At 32.3% G+C, this 16,035-nt stretch carries 19 protein-coding genes; 18 read left to right on the forward strand and 1 reads right to left on the reverse strand.

Annotation, left to right across the window (positions count from 1 at the left end):
- Positions 1-938: 938 nt before the first annotated feature.
- The 18 genes from thrS to ACFX5E_RS15515 all read left to right on the forward strand — a co-directional run bounded on the left by thrS (position 939) and on the right by ACFX5E_RS15515 (position 15,145).
- On the forward strand, positions 939-2,885 hold the full coding sequence (gene thrS / locus ACFX5E_RS15430; RefSeq protein WP_379856057.1) for a threonine--tRNA ligase: 1,947 nt from the start codon (positions 939-941) through the stop codon (positions 2,883-2,885).
- Between the two features lie 16 nt (positions 2,886-2,901).
- Positions 2,902-3,459: a translation initiation factor IF-3 gene (gene infC / locus ACFX5E_RS15435; protein ID WP_379852977.1), complete on the forward strand. Its 558-nt coding sequence runs from the start codon at positions 2,902-2,904 to the stop codon at positions 3,457-3,459.
- Between the two features lie 96 nt (positions 3,460-3,555).
- Complete coding sequence (rpmI, locus tag ACFX5E_RS15440) at positions 3,556-3,753, forward strand: 50S ribosomal protein L35 (protein ID WP_022827375.1); 198 nt, start codon at positions 3,556-3,558, stop codon at positions 3,751-3,753.
- A 145-nt stretch (positions 3,754-3,898) separates the two neighbouring features.
- Positions 3,899-4,243 (forward strand): 50S ribosomal protein L20, encoded by a 345-nt coding sequence (rplT, locus tag ACFX5E_RS15445; RefSeq protein WP_091205336.1) that lies wholly within the window; start codon positions 3,899-3,901, stop codon positions 4,241-4,243.
- Between the two features lie 516 nt (positions 4,244-4,759).
- Complete coding sequence (locus tag ACFX5E_RS15450) at positions 4,760-5,269, forward strand: nuclear transport factor 2-like protein (RefSeq protein WP_379856058.1); 510 nt, start codon at positions 4,760-4,762, stop codon at positions 5,267-5,269.
- Between the two features lie 63 nt (positions 5,270-5,332).
- The gene (locus ACFX5E_RS15455; protein WP_379856059.1) at positions 5,333-5,485 is read left to right on the forward strand and encodes a hypothetical protein; all 153 of its coding nucleotides are present in this window, start codon (positions 5,333-5,335) and stop codon (positions 5,483-5,485) included.
- Between the two features lie 23 nt (positions 5,486-5,508).
- Positions 5,509-5,811: a hypothetical protein gene (locus ACFX5E_RS15460; protein WP_379856060.1), complete on the forward strand. Its 303-nt coding sequence runs from the start codon at positions 5,509-5,511 to the stop codon at positions 5,809-5,811.
- Between the two features lie 194 nt (positions 5,812-6,005).
- Positions 6,006-6,233: a hypothetical protein gene (locus ACFX5E_RS15465; RefSeq protein WP_379856061.1), complete on the forward strand. Its 228-nt coding sequence runs from the start codon at positions 6,006-6,008 to the stop codon at positions 6,231-6,233.
- A gap of 82 nt (positions 6,234-6,315) precedes the next feature.
- Positions 6,316-6,798, forward strand: coding sequence for a nuclear transport factor 2 family protein (locus tag ACFX5E_RS15470; RefSeq protein ID WP_379856062.1), 483 nt, complete (start codon positions 6,316-6,318; stop codon positions 6,796-6,798).
- 97 nt (positions 6,799-6,895) lie between these two features.
- On the forward strand, positions 6,896-7,387 hold the full coding sequence (locus ACFX5E_RS15475) for a nuclear transport factor 2 family protein (RefSeq protein WP_379856063.1): 492 nt from the start codon (positions 6,896-6,898) through the stop codon (positions 7,385-7,387).
- 560 nt (positions 7,388-7,947) lie between these two features.
- Positions 7,948-9,669 carry a tetratricopeptide repeat-containing sensor histidine kinase gene (locus ACFX5E_RS15480; RefSeq protein ID WP_379856064.1) on the forward strand — a complete coding sequence of 574 codons (1,722 nt, stop codon included), beginning with the start codon at positions 7,948-7,950 and terminating at the stop codon, positions 9,667-9,669.
- Positions 9,670-9,783: 114 nt separating this feature from the next.
- Positions 9,784-11,505 (forward strand): ATP-binding protein, encoded by a 1,722-nt coding sequence (locus tag ACFX5E_RS15485; RefSeq protein WP_379856065.1) that lies wholly within the window; start codon positions 9,784-9,786, stop codon positions 11,503-11,505.
- A gap of 11 nt (positions 11,506-11,516) precedes the next feature.
- Entirely contained in the window at positions 11,517-12,185 is a 669-nt protein-coding gene (locus ACFX5E_RS15490; RefSeq protein ID WP_379856066.1) for a DNA-binding transcriptional response regulator, read from the forward strand.
- 198 nt (positions 12,186-12,383) lie between these two features.
- Positions 12,384-12,671, forward strand: a complete 288-nt coding sequence (locus ACFX5E_RS15495; RefSeq protein ID WP_379856067.1) for a hypothetical protein — start codon at positions 12,384-12,386, stop codon at positions 12,669-12,671.
- 157 nt (positions 12,672-12,828) lie between these two features.
- Positions 12,829-13,185, forward strand: coding sequence for a hypothetical protein (locus ACFX5E_RS15500; protein WP_379856068.1), 357 nt, complete (start codon positions 12,829-12,831; stop codon positions 13,183-13,185).
- 23 nt (positions 13,186-13,208) lie between these two features.
- On the forward strand, positions 13,209-13,358 hold the full coding sequence (locus ACFX5E_RS15505) for a hypothetical protein (protein ID WP_379856069.1): 150 nt from the start codon (positions 13,209-13,211) through the stop codon (positions 13,356-13,358).
- 435 nt (positions 13,359-13,793) lie between these two features.
- Positions 13,794-14,231 (forward strand): hypothetical protein, encoded by a 438-nt coding sequence (locus ACFX5E_RS15510; RefSeq protein WP_379856071.1) that lies wholly within the window; start codon positions 13,794-13,796, stop codon positions 14,229-14,231.
- Positions 14,232-14,341: 110 nt separating this feature from the next.
- Positions 14,342-15,145, forward strand: a complete 804-nt coding sequence (locus tag ACFX5E_RS15515) for an endonuclease/exonuclease/phosphatase family protein (protein WP_379856072.1) — start codon at positions 14,342-14,344, stop codon at positions 15,143-15,145.
- Here ACFX5E_RS15515 and ACFX5E_RS15520 read toward each other — a convergent pair whose 3' ends face one another.
- Positions 15,146-15,988 (reverse strand): isoaspartyl peptidase/L-asparaginase, encoded by an 843-nt coding sequence (locus tag ACFX5E_RS15520; protein WP_379856073.1) that lies wholly within the window; start codon positions 15,986-15,988, stop codon positions 15,146-15,148.
- Between the last annotated feature and the right edge of the window lie 47 nt (positions 15,989-16,035).

The following is a 16,035-nucleotide window of genomic DNA, read 5'->3' on the forward strand; positions in this document are numbered from 1 at the left end:
TGAAGTCTCTAGTGGTTTTTTCAAATCTTTCAATTCTATTACTCTTATTCTTTTGTTCCGATTTTCATCGGAACGGCTGTCAATTCAATATGTCTAGGAACGTGTTCTTCTTGTTTTTCGTCTGATCAACTCTTCTTAAAGTGTTTCTCAAAGCGGGTGCAAAAGTGCAACTTCTTTTCTTAACCGACAAGTAATTTTTGAAGTTTTTTTGAAAATTTTTTTTTCTTTTTCTTCTCTATTTCTTATCAGTTTGTCAAGGAACTTTGCTTGTTTTGCGGGGTGCAAATGTAACATCCGTTTTCTAATCTCACAAGCTTTTTGAAATCTTTTTTTGAAAATATTTTTTTCGATTTGATTCGTATTACTTGCCAGTTTATAAAAGAACGTCTGCGTCATTGCGGGTGCAAAACTACGCCGTTTATTCGCTTATTCAAGCTTTTTCAAAGCTTTTTTTTGACATTTTCTTAACTTAATCTTTAACTCGCTGGAAACATGGTTTTTGGAAGTGAACTTTTTTCCTCTCCCCGCTCCTCTCCGAAGGAGAGGGAGACATTGAGGATAAAACCCGTGGGTATATTATATATAAGTGCACCAATGTAGCATTTTAAACAAATACGCATCTCGTATATATCAGGTAACACATGAATAGTAGCCAATGAAATTCTGTCTTGACCCAAATCAAGTTGATAAAACGAGAAAGAACAAGATAAAATATAACGCCCTAGCCCCGATAGCAGTGAAAATCCTTTTCTCGAGTTTCTTTGCGAGAGAAAAGATTGAAACGAATAGCGGGAAATAGCTCCTAATACGAATATTAGTCTTCTACCTATATTATAATGACGGTCCTTTTTGTTTTTACCTACATAGTAACAAACCTTACATATATATTGTATGTGTTTTCGTAATCCTTTATATTTGCATTCTTAAAATATCAAACAATGATTAAGATTACTTTGCCCGATGGGTCAGTTAGAGAGTATGCTTCAGGGGTAACTCCCATGGATGTTGCTAAAAGCATTAGCGAAGGATTTGCTAGAAATGTGATTTCGGCTTCTTTTGATGGTACAACAATTGAAACTACCACTCAATTAACGACGGACGGGAGTCTTACATTATATACATGGAATGACGAAGGCGGTAAAAAAGCTTTCTGGCATTCGACTTCACACGTAATGGCACAGGTTCTTGAAGAGTTATATCCTGGGATAAAACTAACTCTTGGACCAGCAATATCTAATGGATTTTATTATGATGTAGATTTTGAAGATCAGAAGATAACTGATGCTGACTTTAAAAAAATTGAGGATCGTGTTCTTGAGATTTCAAGAGGAAAGCATGAGTTCAAACTACGTCCTGTATCCAAAGCAGAAGCTCTAGAATTATACAAGGACAATGTTTACAAAACCGAATTGATTACAAATCTTGAAGACGGAACAATCACGTTTTGCGATCATGATACGTTTACTGACTTATGTCGTGGTGGTCATATTCCGAATACCGGAATAATCAAAGCGATGAAAATCATGAGTGTCGCCGGAGCCTACTGGCGTGGTGACGAGAAGAACAAACAGTTAACTCGTGTTTACGGAACATCGTTTCCGAAACAAAAGGATTTGACTGAATACTTAGAATTGCTTGAAGAAGCAAAACGTCGTGATCATAGAAAACTAGGCAAAGAACTGGAGTTGTTTGCTTTTTCACAAAAAGTAGGCGCAGGTTTACCATTGTGGTTACCGAAAGGTGCTGCTTTGAGAGATCGACTAGAGCAGTTTTTGAAAAAAGCACAAAAAAAAGGTGGCTACGAGCAAGTGGTTACACCACATATTGGTCAGAAAGAATTATATGTGACTTCAGGACATTATGCAAAATATGGTGCAGATAGTTTTCAACCGATTAGCACTCCTGCAGAAGGAGAGGAATTTTTATTGAAACCGATGAACTGCCCTCATCACTGTGAAATTTACAATGTACGTCCTTGGTCTTATAAAGATTTACCGAAGCGTTATGCTGAATTTGGTACCGTTTACAGATATGAACAAAGTGGTGAATTGCATGGTTTGACTCGTGTTCGAGGATTTACTCAGGATGATGCACATATCTTTTGTACGCCAGATCAGTTGGACGAAGAATTCAAGAAAGTAATTGACTTGGTACTGTATGTATTTTCTTCATTAGGTTTCGAAAACTTTACAGCTCAGATTTCCTTAAGAGACAAAGAGAACAGAGATAAGTATATCGGTACCGATGAAAACTGGGAAAAAGCAGAGAATGCTATTATCAATGCTGCCAAAGACAAAAACTTAGATACTGTTATTGAATATGGCGAAGCAGCTTTCTATGGTCCAAAATTGGATTTCATGGTAAAAGATGCTTTGGGAAGACAATGGCAATTAGGCACAATTCAGGTGGATTACAATCTGCCAGAACGTTTTGATTTGACCTACAAAGGCTCTGATAACGAACTACATAGACCAGTAATGATACACAGAGCACCGTTTGGTTCTATGGAACGCTTTATAGCTATTTTACTAGAACATACAGCAGGAAATTTCCCACTCTGGTTGATGCCTGAACAGGCTACAATCTTGTGTTTGAGCGAGAAATATGAAATATATGCGAAAAAAGTTTTAAATCTGCTAGAAAATCACGAAATTCGCGCCCTTGTAGACAATAGAAACGAGACGATCGGGAAGAAAATTAGAGATGCAGAAATGCAGAAAACCCCGTTTATGCTGATTGTAGGTGAGGAAGAAGAGAAAAACGGAACGATTTCTATCCGTCGTCATGGACAAGAAGGAAAAGGAAATATCACCGTAACAATAGAAGAATTTGTAGCTATTGTAAACGAAGAGATCAATAAAACATTAAAAGTATTTACAGTTTAACTTAAATTATAAAGTCATAGCAATAAGAAGCAACAGAGGTTATCAACCTCGCGTAGAAAAAAAGGATGCACACAGAATAAATAATCTTATTCGTGGTGTACAAGAAGTAAGACTTGTAGGTGAAAATATCGAACCTGGAGTTTTTAAACTTTCGGAAGCTTTAAGATTAGCGGATCAATTTGAATTGGATTTAGTTGAGATCTCTCCTAATGCTGAACCTCCGGTTTGTAAAATCATGGATTACAAGAAATTTGTTTACGAGCAAAAGAAACGTGATAAAATCCTAAAAGCGAAATCTACGCAAGTAGTCGTTAAGGAAATTCGTTTTGGACCTCAAACAGATGAACATGATTATGAATTTAAGAGAAAGAATGCAGAGAAGTTCTTGAAAGAAGGAGCAAAATTAAAAGCTTTTGTATTCTTTAAAGGACGTTCAATCATTTATAAAGATCAAGGTCAAATCTTATTATTGAGATTGGCTACAGATCTAGAAGAATTTGGTAAAGTGGAAGCTATGCCAGTTCTGGAAGGTAAAAGAATGATTATGTTCATTGCTCCTAAGAAAAAGAAGTAAGCAGTTGGCAGTCGCAGTTTCCAGTTTTCAGACTGGAAACTGAGACTGAAAACTAAAAGATAAGTAAGTAAGAATAAATTAAAATACTAGGAAAAAATGCCTAAAATGAAAACCAAATCTAGCGCCAAGAAACGTTTTAAAGTTACTGGTTCTGGAAAGATTAAAAGAAAGCATGCTTTTAAAAGTCACATCTTGACTAAAAAATCTAAAAAACGTAAATTAGCATTGACACATTCAGCGCTAGTTCACAAAACAGATATGAAAAGCATCAAACAACAATTAAGAATTATATAATTAGTATTAAGATTTGAGTATTAAGACTCGAATCCTAAAAAAATTAAATTCTTTAGGTTAAAACAATTTCAAATAACCTTGGAGTATGGCCATTAAGTGCTTTTGATTCAATTCAAGCCGCCTGCTACAAAAACACATCAAAATTATGCCAAGAGCGGTAAATTCAGTTGCTAAAAGAGCAAGAAGAAAAAAAATAATGAAGCAAGCCAAAGGTTTCTTTGGTAGACGTAAAAACGTTTGGACAGTTGCTAAGAATGCGGTAGAGAAAGCAATGTGCTATGCTTACCGTGACAGAAAAGTGAACAAAAGAAATTTCCGTGCTTTATGGATTCAACGTATCAACGCTGGAGCTAGATTAGAAGGAATGTCTTATTCACAATTCATGGGTAAAGTAAAAGCTAACGGAATCGAATTGAACAGAAAAGTTCTTGCAGATTTAGCTATGAACCACCCTGAAGCTTTCAAAGCAGTACTTAATAAAGTAAAATAAACGTTTTATCAACTCAATTTAGATTACTTACTTATTAAATCTGAACTTGTTTCAGATTCTAAAATCCCAGTCGAAAGACTGGGATTTTTTTTTGACTAATTTTGGTATACTTCCTAGAAAGACGTGGGTCATTCTGTTCGTTATAATCTCGATTAGAAAAACTACTGTTGCGCCTTCTTTCACAAAATCGCGAGTTGCCACTGCCATAGCTCATGTAATCGATTAATTATCTAAAACTTTCTAAAAAGTATAAAAAATAAATTTTTACACAATATATTGAATATCAGATACATATATTTTACTTTTTAATATTTATTTTCTATCTTTATAACAGTGTAATGTTTTTCACTTAGCAATAGAAAGCCAATAAGTTCAAAATCCTCACCATTTTGATTGTCGCAAATGAGATGATAATATTGGCGTTTTAGAATTCAGTTACGCTTCAAAAAAATAATGCTCAATTCAAAACCTACAATAAATAAAAATCATTCTAGCTCTAACTTAAAAATCGTAAAAATGAAAAAACTATTCTTATTAGGATTTGTAGCAATCCTTTTCTTAGCATGTAAACAAGAAGTTCGCTATACACAAAAATCCGCAGAAATTGAAACCTATAAAAAAGTTATGGAGGATTACAAAACCCAAAACTGGAAAGATTATCCAAAACACTACGCAGATACAGCAAAGGTAATGAGTAACGTAACCAGAAAAAAAGGGCAAACGGTGGCGCAAGCCATTGAAAAAAGTAAAGAAGATGCAAAATTATTTACTTGGGTTGTAAAAGATGATGATTATGAAATGGTGGTGACTGACAAAGGTGAAACTTGGGTTAATTATTGGGGTTTATGGACAGGAACATTAAAATCAACCAAGAAAGTTTATGAAATTCCTTTTCACAATACAGTACGATTTATCGATGGTAAAATTGTTCAAGAAAATGGCTATTGGAATAATTCAGAAATTGTAACCGATATGTCATCAATGGCTAAAACTTCTGTTTCTGAACCTGCTAAAACACAAAAATAATTATTTTTTTCAAACCTGTTCGTTTTTACAGGAGCGAATTGGTTTATTTTTAAATGTAATTTTTTGAAAAAAGTAGGCATTATTAGTGGTGCTGGAATCATAGGAAGCTATATCGTTAAGGCAATTTTAGACCATGGTTTTGCGGTGAACGTATCGGTCACAGATAGTAGTATTGACGATAAATACCAACATTTAATGGTATTAAATAAAGCATAGAATCATACATCAGCGAGTAGAATGTGGAGGACAAAGGAATTTTAATTGATTTTGTTTTTAATTACAATATTGTCACTCACAGTGGAGCGCCTTTTATTTTGGATGTTCGAAATCCACAAACCGAATTATTTGATCCAACGATTAAAGGACCTGAAATTATCTTAGAAGACATTAAAAACAAATTTAGAATTGAGAAAGTAGTTTTTATTGCTTCGGTTGCAGCGTGGGACTCTAATTTTCTAATTCCAGCAGCAAGAAAAGTTTTCACAGAACCTTTTGACGAAAGTGATGGTAAATTTACAAGTCCTGAAAATCACCCCGTATGAGCATACTAAGTTTATTGCTAACACAACGGCCGAGAAATTAATTATAGATAATAGTCCTTTATCCTGCGAAATCGGTTAGGTTTCACCTGCTTTTGTCGCTGGTAAATCAATGCCTAAAAGAGAAGATTACACTTCCATTGGATTATATTTTTTGATAAAAAACAATATAGCACCAAACGCATTTGCCATACTATATGTTAAAGATGTTGTGCAAGCCATTTAAAAAACCGCCATTACCACAAGGATTGCACGGTAAGAATTATGTGTTAACTAGTGAAACTTATACTATATCGGATATGAATTTGATGCTAATTGTAGAAAAACCAAACGTAAAAGCTAAAATTATTTATAAAAATGATTTGGCAAAAAAGGATTTTAGAGTCCAATTTAAACAGGCAAAAGAAACATTAGACAATTACTGAAACTGAAACCAGAGTAGCCGAAAATTAAATAGAAAAAATAAAAAAGTGCGGCGTCAGCACGATAATCCCTGACAAAATTAAAATGAAAAACATATTATTTGGACTGGTTGTACTTGGTATGATCATCTTGCCCTCCACTTCTAATGCACAAGATAACAATCAACAAATTGCAAATGAAGTAATGAATATGGTAAAAGCACAATGGGCAGCTCAAGCTGCTGACCCAACTAATAGTGCTGAAATGGACAAAAACACTGCCGATGATTACACTGAATTTAATGGAAGTTTTGCCACGCGTATTGATGGTAAAGCATTATCATCAAGATTAAGCGAAGCATCTGGAAAAGATTCATCCCGCAGACTTGCAGCTGAAATGCTGAATCCTAAAGTGCAAGTTTATGGCGACATGGCGATTCTGACCTACAATTTTGCTGGTGAAGTAAAAAACAAAGATGGCGAAGTTAAACCAACACGAGCAAAATCAACACGCGTCTATGCAAAAATAAGTGGAAAATGGAAATTAGTGCATGCTAATTTTGCTCCAGATCCATTGCCAAAAGACTAAAAAAAAAAACCCTTTAAATCAATCTGTAACAAAGTTTTTAATTTTGCCACAGATTGATTTTATTAACTATTTATTCAAACTAAAAAACTATTCAAAAATGAAAAAATCAACCTTATTAATTCTAGCTTTTTTAAGCCTAAGCACGCTGATTGCTCAAGGTAAAAAAGAATTTAAAAAAGCAACTTCAATGCATGAAAACATTACAATTATAGACAACTTATACAAAGCTTTTGCCGTTGGTGATATTCCTAAGGTTTTGGCAGGACTAGATACCGAAATTGTTTGGAATGAAGCAGAAGGAAACGCATATGCAGATGGCAATCCTTACATTGGGCCACAAGCGATTCTAAATGGTGTTTTTACTCGTATTGGCGCAGAACATGAATACTTTACGCTTGCCGATATTAAATTTCACAATATGGATAATAATCAGGTTTTAGCAACAATGCGATATAAAGCAAAACTAAAAAAAAATGGGGTTGAATTTGATGCACAAGCAGCACATCTTTGGACTCTAAAAAACGGTAAAGTCACTGTATTTCAGCAATACGTTGATACAAAAAAATTAAATGATGCGAACAGTAAATAATGATTTTAACCAATCTTCATAAAATTACACTTTATGTAAAAAATCAAGGGAACTTGCATTTACACTTTTGATTTTAGAATTTCATTGGGCATAAGAATCAAGAAAATTTATATTTAATCCTATTGCATTATCAATAAAAGACATTGATAAGGAACTCCATTTTCAGAAGAAAGTACTTCGACTTTAAGAAATCACGAATCTTACCCGTACGCATTGGTTCTCCTTTGGCGAAGTAAAATAATTGTATTTTTTTTACAATTCTTAAAAACCACATTAGAATAAAGAAGTACATTTTTTTAAAAGCAGCCAATTTTTACGAATTTATAAACTGGATTACAGATCTTAAAATCAATTATTCTGATTGACCTGAAAAAATGAAAGTCGGTCGTGATTTTGCTATTGGTGTAAACCAAATTAAATTATTAAATGTGGACTAATTTCAGATCCTTTAATCCCATTCAAAAGATTGGGATTTTTTGCTTTTAAATGCGTTTTGTGATTAAAAAAATATACTAATACAATAACTTTTGTATCAACAATAATTTCTGTATTTTCGACAAATGGTATTTAGAAAACTGTATTTCCTGATTTATATTTTATTACTATTACTCTTTTTAGTATTCCAATCTTGTGAGAAAAAATTACAAAACAATACCCAGAGAAAACAAGATCTGACCGAGATTAATAATCTCTTAGCAATTGGTCATAAACATTTTGAAAACGAAAAACTTGACAGTTCTTATTACTATTACAATAAAGCCAAAATTGCCGCCGAATTAAAAAAAGACACTTCGCGAATTATTCATTCAATAGGATGGATGGCAGAAGTTCAAAGGATTTTAGCAGATTATTCTGGTAGTGAAGCAACCGCTGTAATGGCGCTCCCTTTCATAGAAAATACTGACAAATATCCAAATGGCAAATGGAATATTTACAATACACTAGGCAATAACTATCTTAGTACTTTTGACAATGACAACGCCCTTTATTATTTCAATAAAGCATTGAATTTGAAAACAGATGCAATTGAAAAAGCTGGTATGAAAAACAATATAGCCTTAGTCTATATGAAACAAGAGAAATACCAAGATGCTATCCAAATTCTTTCTCCTTTGATTTTAAGAAAAGAAGTCTTAGATGATGCCGAAGCTTATTCGAGAATACTAGATAATTTAGGGTATTGCTATTATAAAGCAGGAAGTCCAAAAGCATTTGACTACTTAAATCAATCCATAAAAATAAGCATACAAAAAAAGAATGATCGAGGACTTATTGGGAGTTATTATAATCTTTTCGAATATTATAAAAAAAGCAATCTCAATTTGGCCACTCATTATGCAAACTTGGCCTATGAAAAAGCTGCAAAAGTAAACCAAGTTGATGATCGCTTGGAATGTTTAGCGCTGTTAATACAAAACAGTCCGGGAAATAAATCGAAATATTTTTCTATACTCTACCTAAAAATAAATGACAGTATCTATAAAGTGCGATTAAAAGCCAAGAATCAATTTGCTAAAATAAGGTATGATTCCTCCAAAGAAAAGAACGAAAATCTAAAACTAAAAGCTCAAACCATACTGCAACAAGAACAACAACATAACAGAAACCTGCTCCTGTACTTTGTTGTTGGAATTATTATTACGATGAGTATTGTTGTTGGTAATTTTCTTGTAGCCAAAAACAAACGAGAAAAAATAAAAAGCTCCTACAATACGGAGATTCGAATTGCTAAAAAATTACACGATGAATTAGCCAATGACGTCTATCAAACAATGGCTTTTGCTGAAACACAAGATTTATCATCTTTTCAAAAGAAAGAAATATTACTGAATAATCTGGACACAATTTATTCCAGAACACGAAACATTTCTAAAGAAAACAGCACTATAGAAACAGGCCCGCTCTTTGTATCCAACTTAAAAGAAATGATGTCAGGTTTCAATAACAACGATGTAAACGTATTGGTCAATGGAATAGATACGATCAATTGGACAACTTTAGAAAGTAATAAAAAAATTACTGTTTATCGTGTGTTTCAAGAATTGCTTGTCAACATGAAAAAGCACAGTCAATGCAGTTTAGTTGTACTTACTTTTAAAAAAAATGAAAATAAACTACAAATAGACTACAGTGATAACGGCATTGGAGCAACATTTGATGAAAACAAATCACGAAATGGACTGCAAAATGTAGAAAATCGTATTCTGGCTATGAAAGGAAATATTACTTTTGACACTCAAGCCAATAAAGGATTTAAAGTAAATATCACTTTTCCACTATAATCACTATTCCTATGTTTAATAAAGCTTTAATTGACAAGATGGGGACAATAGCAGTGTATCAAATCATGCATTCAAATATTTTTCAATTTTAATTAATTTCTGTATTTTCGACAAATGGTATTTAGAAAACTGCAACTCCCAATTTATATATTATTATTCTCCTTACTTTTTGTCACTCAATCCTGTGAGAAAAAAAAGCAAAATAATTCCCAGAAGAAACCCGATGTTACAGAGATTAATAGACTCTTAGCAATTGGCCACAAACATTTTGAAAATCAAGGATTTGACAGTTCTTATTATTATTACAGCAAAGCCAAAATCGCTGCTGAATTAAAAAAAGATACTTCCAGAATTGTTCACTCTTTGGGTTGGATGGCACAAATACAAGGGGATCTAGGAGATTATTCCGGTAGTGAATCCACGGCCGTGGAAGCATTACCATTTATAGAAAACAATGATAAATACCCCAATGGTAGTTGCAATATTTATAATTTATTAGGTAATAATTACCTATACACATTTGACAACGACAACGCGCTTTATTATTTCAACAAAGCGCTAAATTTAAAAATAGATCCAATTGAAAAGGATAATATGAAAAACAATATTGCCTTTGTCTATATGGAACAACACAACTATCTAGATGCTATAAAAATTCTTTATCCCTTGACTTTAAAAAAAGAAATTTTAGAAGATTCAGAAGCTTATTCTAGAATATTAAATAATCTCGGCTACTGCTATTATAAAGTAGGAAACCCAAAAGCTCTTGATTATTTAAATCAAGGTTTAAAAATAAGACTACAAGGAAATAATGACCGAGGACTTACAGGGAGTTATTATAATCTTTTCGAATATTATAAAAAAAACAATGTGAATTTGGCCGTTAATTATATAAACTTGGCCTATCAACAGGCAACCAAAGTAAACAATGTAAATAATCGACTGGAATTTTTAAAAATATTAATCGAAAACAATACGGAAAATCAATCTAAAAAATATTCACTACTTTATTTAAAAATAAATGACAGTATCTATAAAGTAAGGGTAAAAGCCAAGAATCAATTTGCTAAAATAAGGTATGATTCCTCCAAAGAAAAGAACGAAAATCTAAAACTAAAAGCTCAAACCATACTGCAACAAGAACAACAACATAACAAAAACCTGCTCCTGTACTTTGTTGTTGGAATTATTATTACGATGAGTATTGTTGTTGGTAATTTTCTTGTAGCCAAAAACAAACGAGAAAAAATAAAAAGCTCCTACAATACGGAGATTCGAATTGCTAAAAAATTACACGATGAATTAGCCAATGACGTCTATCAAACAATGGCTTTTGCTGAAACACAAGATTTATCTACCAGCCAAAATAAAGAAATATTGCTCACCAATCTGGATACCATTTATTCGAGAACACGAAACATTTCTAAAGAAAACAACACCATAGAAACAGGCCCTCTCTTTGTATCCAACTTAAAAGAAATGATGTCAGGTTTCAATAACAACGAAGTAAACGTATTGGTCAATGGAATAGATACGATCAATTGGACAACTTTAGAAAGTAATAAAAAAATTACTGTTTATCGTGTGCTTCAAGAATTGCTTGTCAACATGAAAAAGCACAGTCAATGCAGTTTAGTAGTGCTAACTTTTAAAAAAAATGAAAAAAAATTACAAATAGATTACAGTGATAACGGCATCGGAGCAACATTTGACAAAAAAAAATCAAGAAATGGACTACAGAATGTGGAAAACCGTATTCTCGCTATAAAAGGAACAGTTACTTTTGACACTAAATCCAACAAAGGATTTAAAGGGACTATCCTATTCCCAATATAATCAATATCACTATGTTTAATAAAGTTTTAATTGCCGAAGATTTAGACAGCATAAGTATCGCTGTAATTCAAGCGTTAGAGATGCTTTCTATTGTAGAAATTCATCATGCTAAATATTGTGACGATGCTTATTTGAAAATTAAAAAAGCAATTCTCGACAATGTCCCTTATGATTTATTGATTAGTGATCTATCATTCAAAACAGACCATCGAGAAAACAGACTCAATTCTGGCGAAGAACTTATTGAAGCTGTAAAAAAGGCACAACCCGATATCAAGACAATTGTGTTTTCTATAGAAGACAAATCCTTTAGAGTAAAATCGCTTTTTAATAATTTAGGCATCAATGCTTATGTTTCTAAAGGACGAAATAGTATACCTGAACTGCAAAGTACAATCCAGCGCATTTATGATACAGATGATAAAATCGTTTCGCCTGAATTATGTCATACTTTGAGAGACAAATCAATTTTTGAAATCGAAGCCTATGATATTTCCCTTTTGAAATTATTATCTAAAGGTCATATATTAGATGAAATTGCAGAGGGATTCAAAGAATCAGGAATAATACCAAATGGCAGCAGCAGTATTGAAAAACGCATCAATAAACTAAAAGTGTACTTTAAAGCCAGCAATAACGTGCATCTCATAGCCATAGCCAAAGATTTAGGATTAGTATAAATTAAACTCCCTATCAGCACTATACTAATTCAGATAAATGTAATATAAACTCCGTTTTTATATTTGTGAATCAGTATGCCTTTTTTTACATCCTAACTTAACATTTTTTTTAAAATAATTGAACACTTTACGGTTTCCCGTAAAGAACTTCTTTTTTTTGGTGATAGGTTTGGACTTTGAACCTTAAAATTAAATAAAATGGCCAATTTCACTACTGAAGATTTAGCATTTACAGGATATACCCAAACTGTTGACGTAAGTGATAAACATAAATACAATGAAATTATAGAACGAATCTATATCGACAAAACCGAAGAATTTGAAGTAGTGAATTTTTGCAATCAATTTTTGCAGAAATACAAGGTACCACAAACAAGGATAAGTTTTCAAAAAGTAGAGAATTTACTCCAACATTCTATATTAGAAAATGAAGTTTACAGGGAAGAATTATTAGATTGGATTGCCAGCAATTGGGTTAAAATATAATAAATAGCTATTTAGTAACAATTAGAATTAAAGGAAGTACAACAGCCCTTCCTTTAATTCTAATTGCTTATAAAAAAAAGGGGATGTAATAATCGAGTAGTATTTTAATTTAATCTTGTTTTTAAGTTTTCTATAAAAACGGAATCTGAATTAAAATATGAGTTTACTATTAATAAAAATTAAATTCCTTTTCAAAAACACCAACAAGATGACGACACAAAAAGACGAAGAATTTAAAATAAAAGAAATAGAAAAAAACAAAGATACTGTATCTGAAAAATGGGATAAACGAGTGGGTGATTACGAAAACTATGTAAAAGAATATATAACTCATTACAAAAAATCACTGAAAGGAAATTCCGTGTCACTATCAAAATACCCCTATATAAAAGTAAAATGGGAAGCTTTAGGCCTGAAATTAGACAAAGCACAAAAAAAGGAATTATTGACAAATAAGCAAATAAAAAAAGTGTTAAGAATTCAGCTAAAAATAGTTAATACTTGTTGCAACTAAATGCCCATTATTAAAATTCCCAAATGAAAAAATCCTTCCTGATGGGACTTATCCTATTATTTACCTTTTCTTCGTCTCCTTCAAGAAAAGAAAAGAAACAGCAAATAATTTACTACAATACTTCAAATTATAAATATGATGATGAAATTATAAACAGAACCTCCAGAAGATAAAGTAAAAACATCTTAATGGAAATCCATAGCATAACAATTTATTGTCTCAAATCAAATTAGTTATTGCTTCTAAAATTAATATACTAATTTAAATTACCCTTGAAAATCGTTAAGAGTATAAAAATTAAGATTGCCTAACCCCATTACATACAGTGATTCAACTCTAGAATATTGATTTTTTTTCATTTTATTATTCTAAATGAGGTTTCCCGTAAGTAAATCCTATTTATTGAAGGTAGGTTTGTAATCAATTACAACCCCTAACCTATGGATTTATTAATTAATTTTAATTTATTATTTACAATTCAAGTAGCTGTCATGTTTATGGGAGCTGTCTGTATTATCTATTTATTATATAAAATTTGGAGAAATAAATAAAAAAAAATGAATTCTAATATTAAAAAAATATAAATCTCTATACTAATACAATTTGTTATGATTTTTAAAAATAAAATTGAAGAAATAACCTTAGATAAAAAAGGATTAATTTTAAGTTATAAAGAAAGAGCTCAAAAAGAAATTTTATATTCTGAATTAAATGAAATCTATATAACCGTAAATAAAACAAAACCCTTTACTGAATTCATAATTATTTTAATATCAATATGTATTGCGTTATTTTCCTTCTTGTTGCTAAAAACTAATATTATTCTAACGCTATCTGTTTTAATAATTTTTACAATTGTTGTAAAAATGAGTACTTACAAGAGATATGGATTAAAAATATGCTTGAAAAATGGGGATACATTTGAAAAAAAGATACCCGCAAATTCCAAACATGAAACAATAGACATAGTAAATGATGTAAAAAAAGAGATTTACAATTATAAAATAAAAAAAAGCAATGAAGGGTTGCTTCAGTATTCTGTGTAAATGTAATTTAAAAAAAATGCAGGTTTATAAATTTTAGCTTACCGATTGTCTTAACTTTGAATTACACCAATTTTCAATCTATTCATTAGAATTTCCCCAATTAAAACAATTTGAAATCCTTACTTTCCCTTTTATTTTTCCTCATTTCCTACATTGTTTTTTCCCAAACCAAACTCATTTCCTGGAATTTGGAAAACTTTGGCAAATCTAAATCGGAGGAAACGATTAACTACATTGCAAATTCGTTAAGAGACTATGATCTCATTGCGATTCAAGAAGTTGTGGCGGGTTATGGCGGCGGACAAGCAGTGGCAAGATTAGCGGATGAACTCAATCGAAAAGGAGCCAAGTGGGATTATGTGATCAGTGACCCAACGAGCAGCAGCGCCTATAAAACCGAACGCTATGCCTTTATTTGGAAAACGAGTAAACTTAAGAAAATAGGGAGAGCCTGGTTAGAAAAAAAATACCATTTGGAAATTGACAGAGAACCTTATTTTTGTACTTTTCAATATGAAAAGAAACAATTCACAGTGGTAAATTTTCACGCCATTACGAAAAACAAACAACCAGAAACGGAAATTAAATATTTCAAATTTCTTCCAGCCGAATATCCAACATTGAATTTGATTTTCGCAGGTGATTTCAATTGCCCGCAATCGCATACTGTTTTTAATCCACTGAAGAAAATGGGGTATCACTCGATATTAGTGAATCAGAAAACTTCTTTGAAAAAAGAATGCAAAAACGAGAAATGTCTCGCTTCAGAATTTGACAATATCTATTATAATGCTTCCAAAATCAACAGCATCAATTCTGGGGTTATTTCGTTTTATAAAAATTTCAATTCACTGCAAGAAGCAAGGAGAATTTCGGATCACATTCCAATTTGGCTTGAATTCTCTTTGAATTAATTATTCAAAAACTTCAAATTTATCGCCATCAAAACTGGCAAAAACCATACAGGGATGCGAATCCTGGTGAAATAAATTTCCTTTGCTATCTATGGCAATTGCGCCCGCAAAACCATCATAAGGTTTCAATTCATTGAAGGTTTTAGTAAAGGCTTCCTGTAATGAAAAACCATCGGTAACTCGGGTGACAATTTTAGCAGCAGTTGCATTACTCACGATATCTTCTCCTACTCCTGTCAGACTCACACCGCAAAATGCATTGGCGTAATTCCCCGCAACGGTTGCCGAATCAGAAATTCTACCCGGAATTTCAAACCCTTTTCCACCGGTAGATGTGGCTGCAGCAATTTTCCCGTTTTGGTCTAAAGCTACACAACCCACTGTTCCCGTTCCGTGTGATTTCAGTTTCGCTTCATATTCTGCTCTGCGTTGTGGAATCTCCGTTGAAAAAGATTCAAAACCGTTTTGTCGCGCAAAATTAGTTGCACCACTTCCACCCAGAACTCTGTCGTCATATTGCATTAATATTTGGGCAACCTGAATTGGATTTTTTACTTCTTCAATATTGATAACGCCGCTCATTTTCTGAGATTCACCATCCATTATTGCAGCACTCATTCTGATTTTTCCGTCACTTTGTATTTGTGAACCAATTCCAGCATTGAACAATTCATCATCTTCCAAAAGAGAAACCGCATAAACTACCGTTTCTAATGCCGAATGTGTTTTTAAAAATGCATAGGAATCCTTAACAATTCGTTGCAGAGCTTCTTGCTTTGCTACTTTTGTTTCATGATTGGTTGATGATTCTGAGAAAAAACCTCCGTGTATGATTAGTTTCATAATTTATAGGTGGCAGATTTTACTTTTAGACTGTCGTCTAAATATGG

The sequence above is a fragment of the Flavobacterium xylosi genome, assembly GCF_042787345.1.
Lineage (GTDB): Bacteria > Bacteroidota > Bacteroidia > Flavobacteriales > Flavobacteriaceae > Flavobacterium > Flavobacterium xylosi.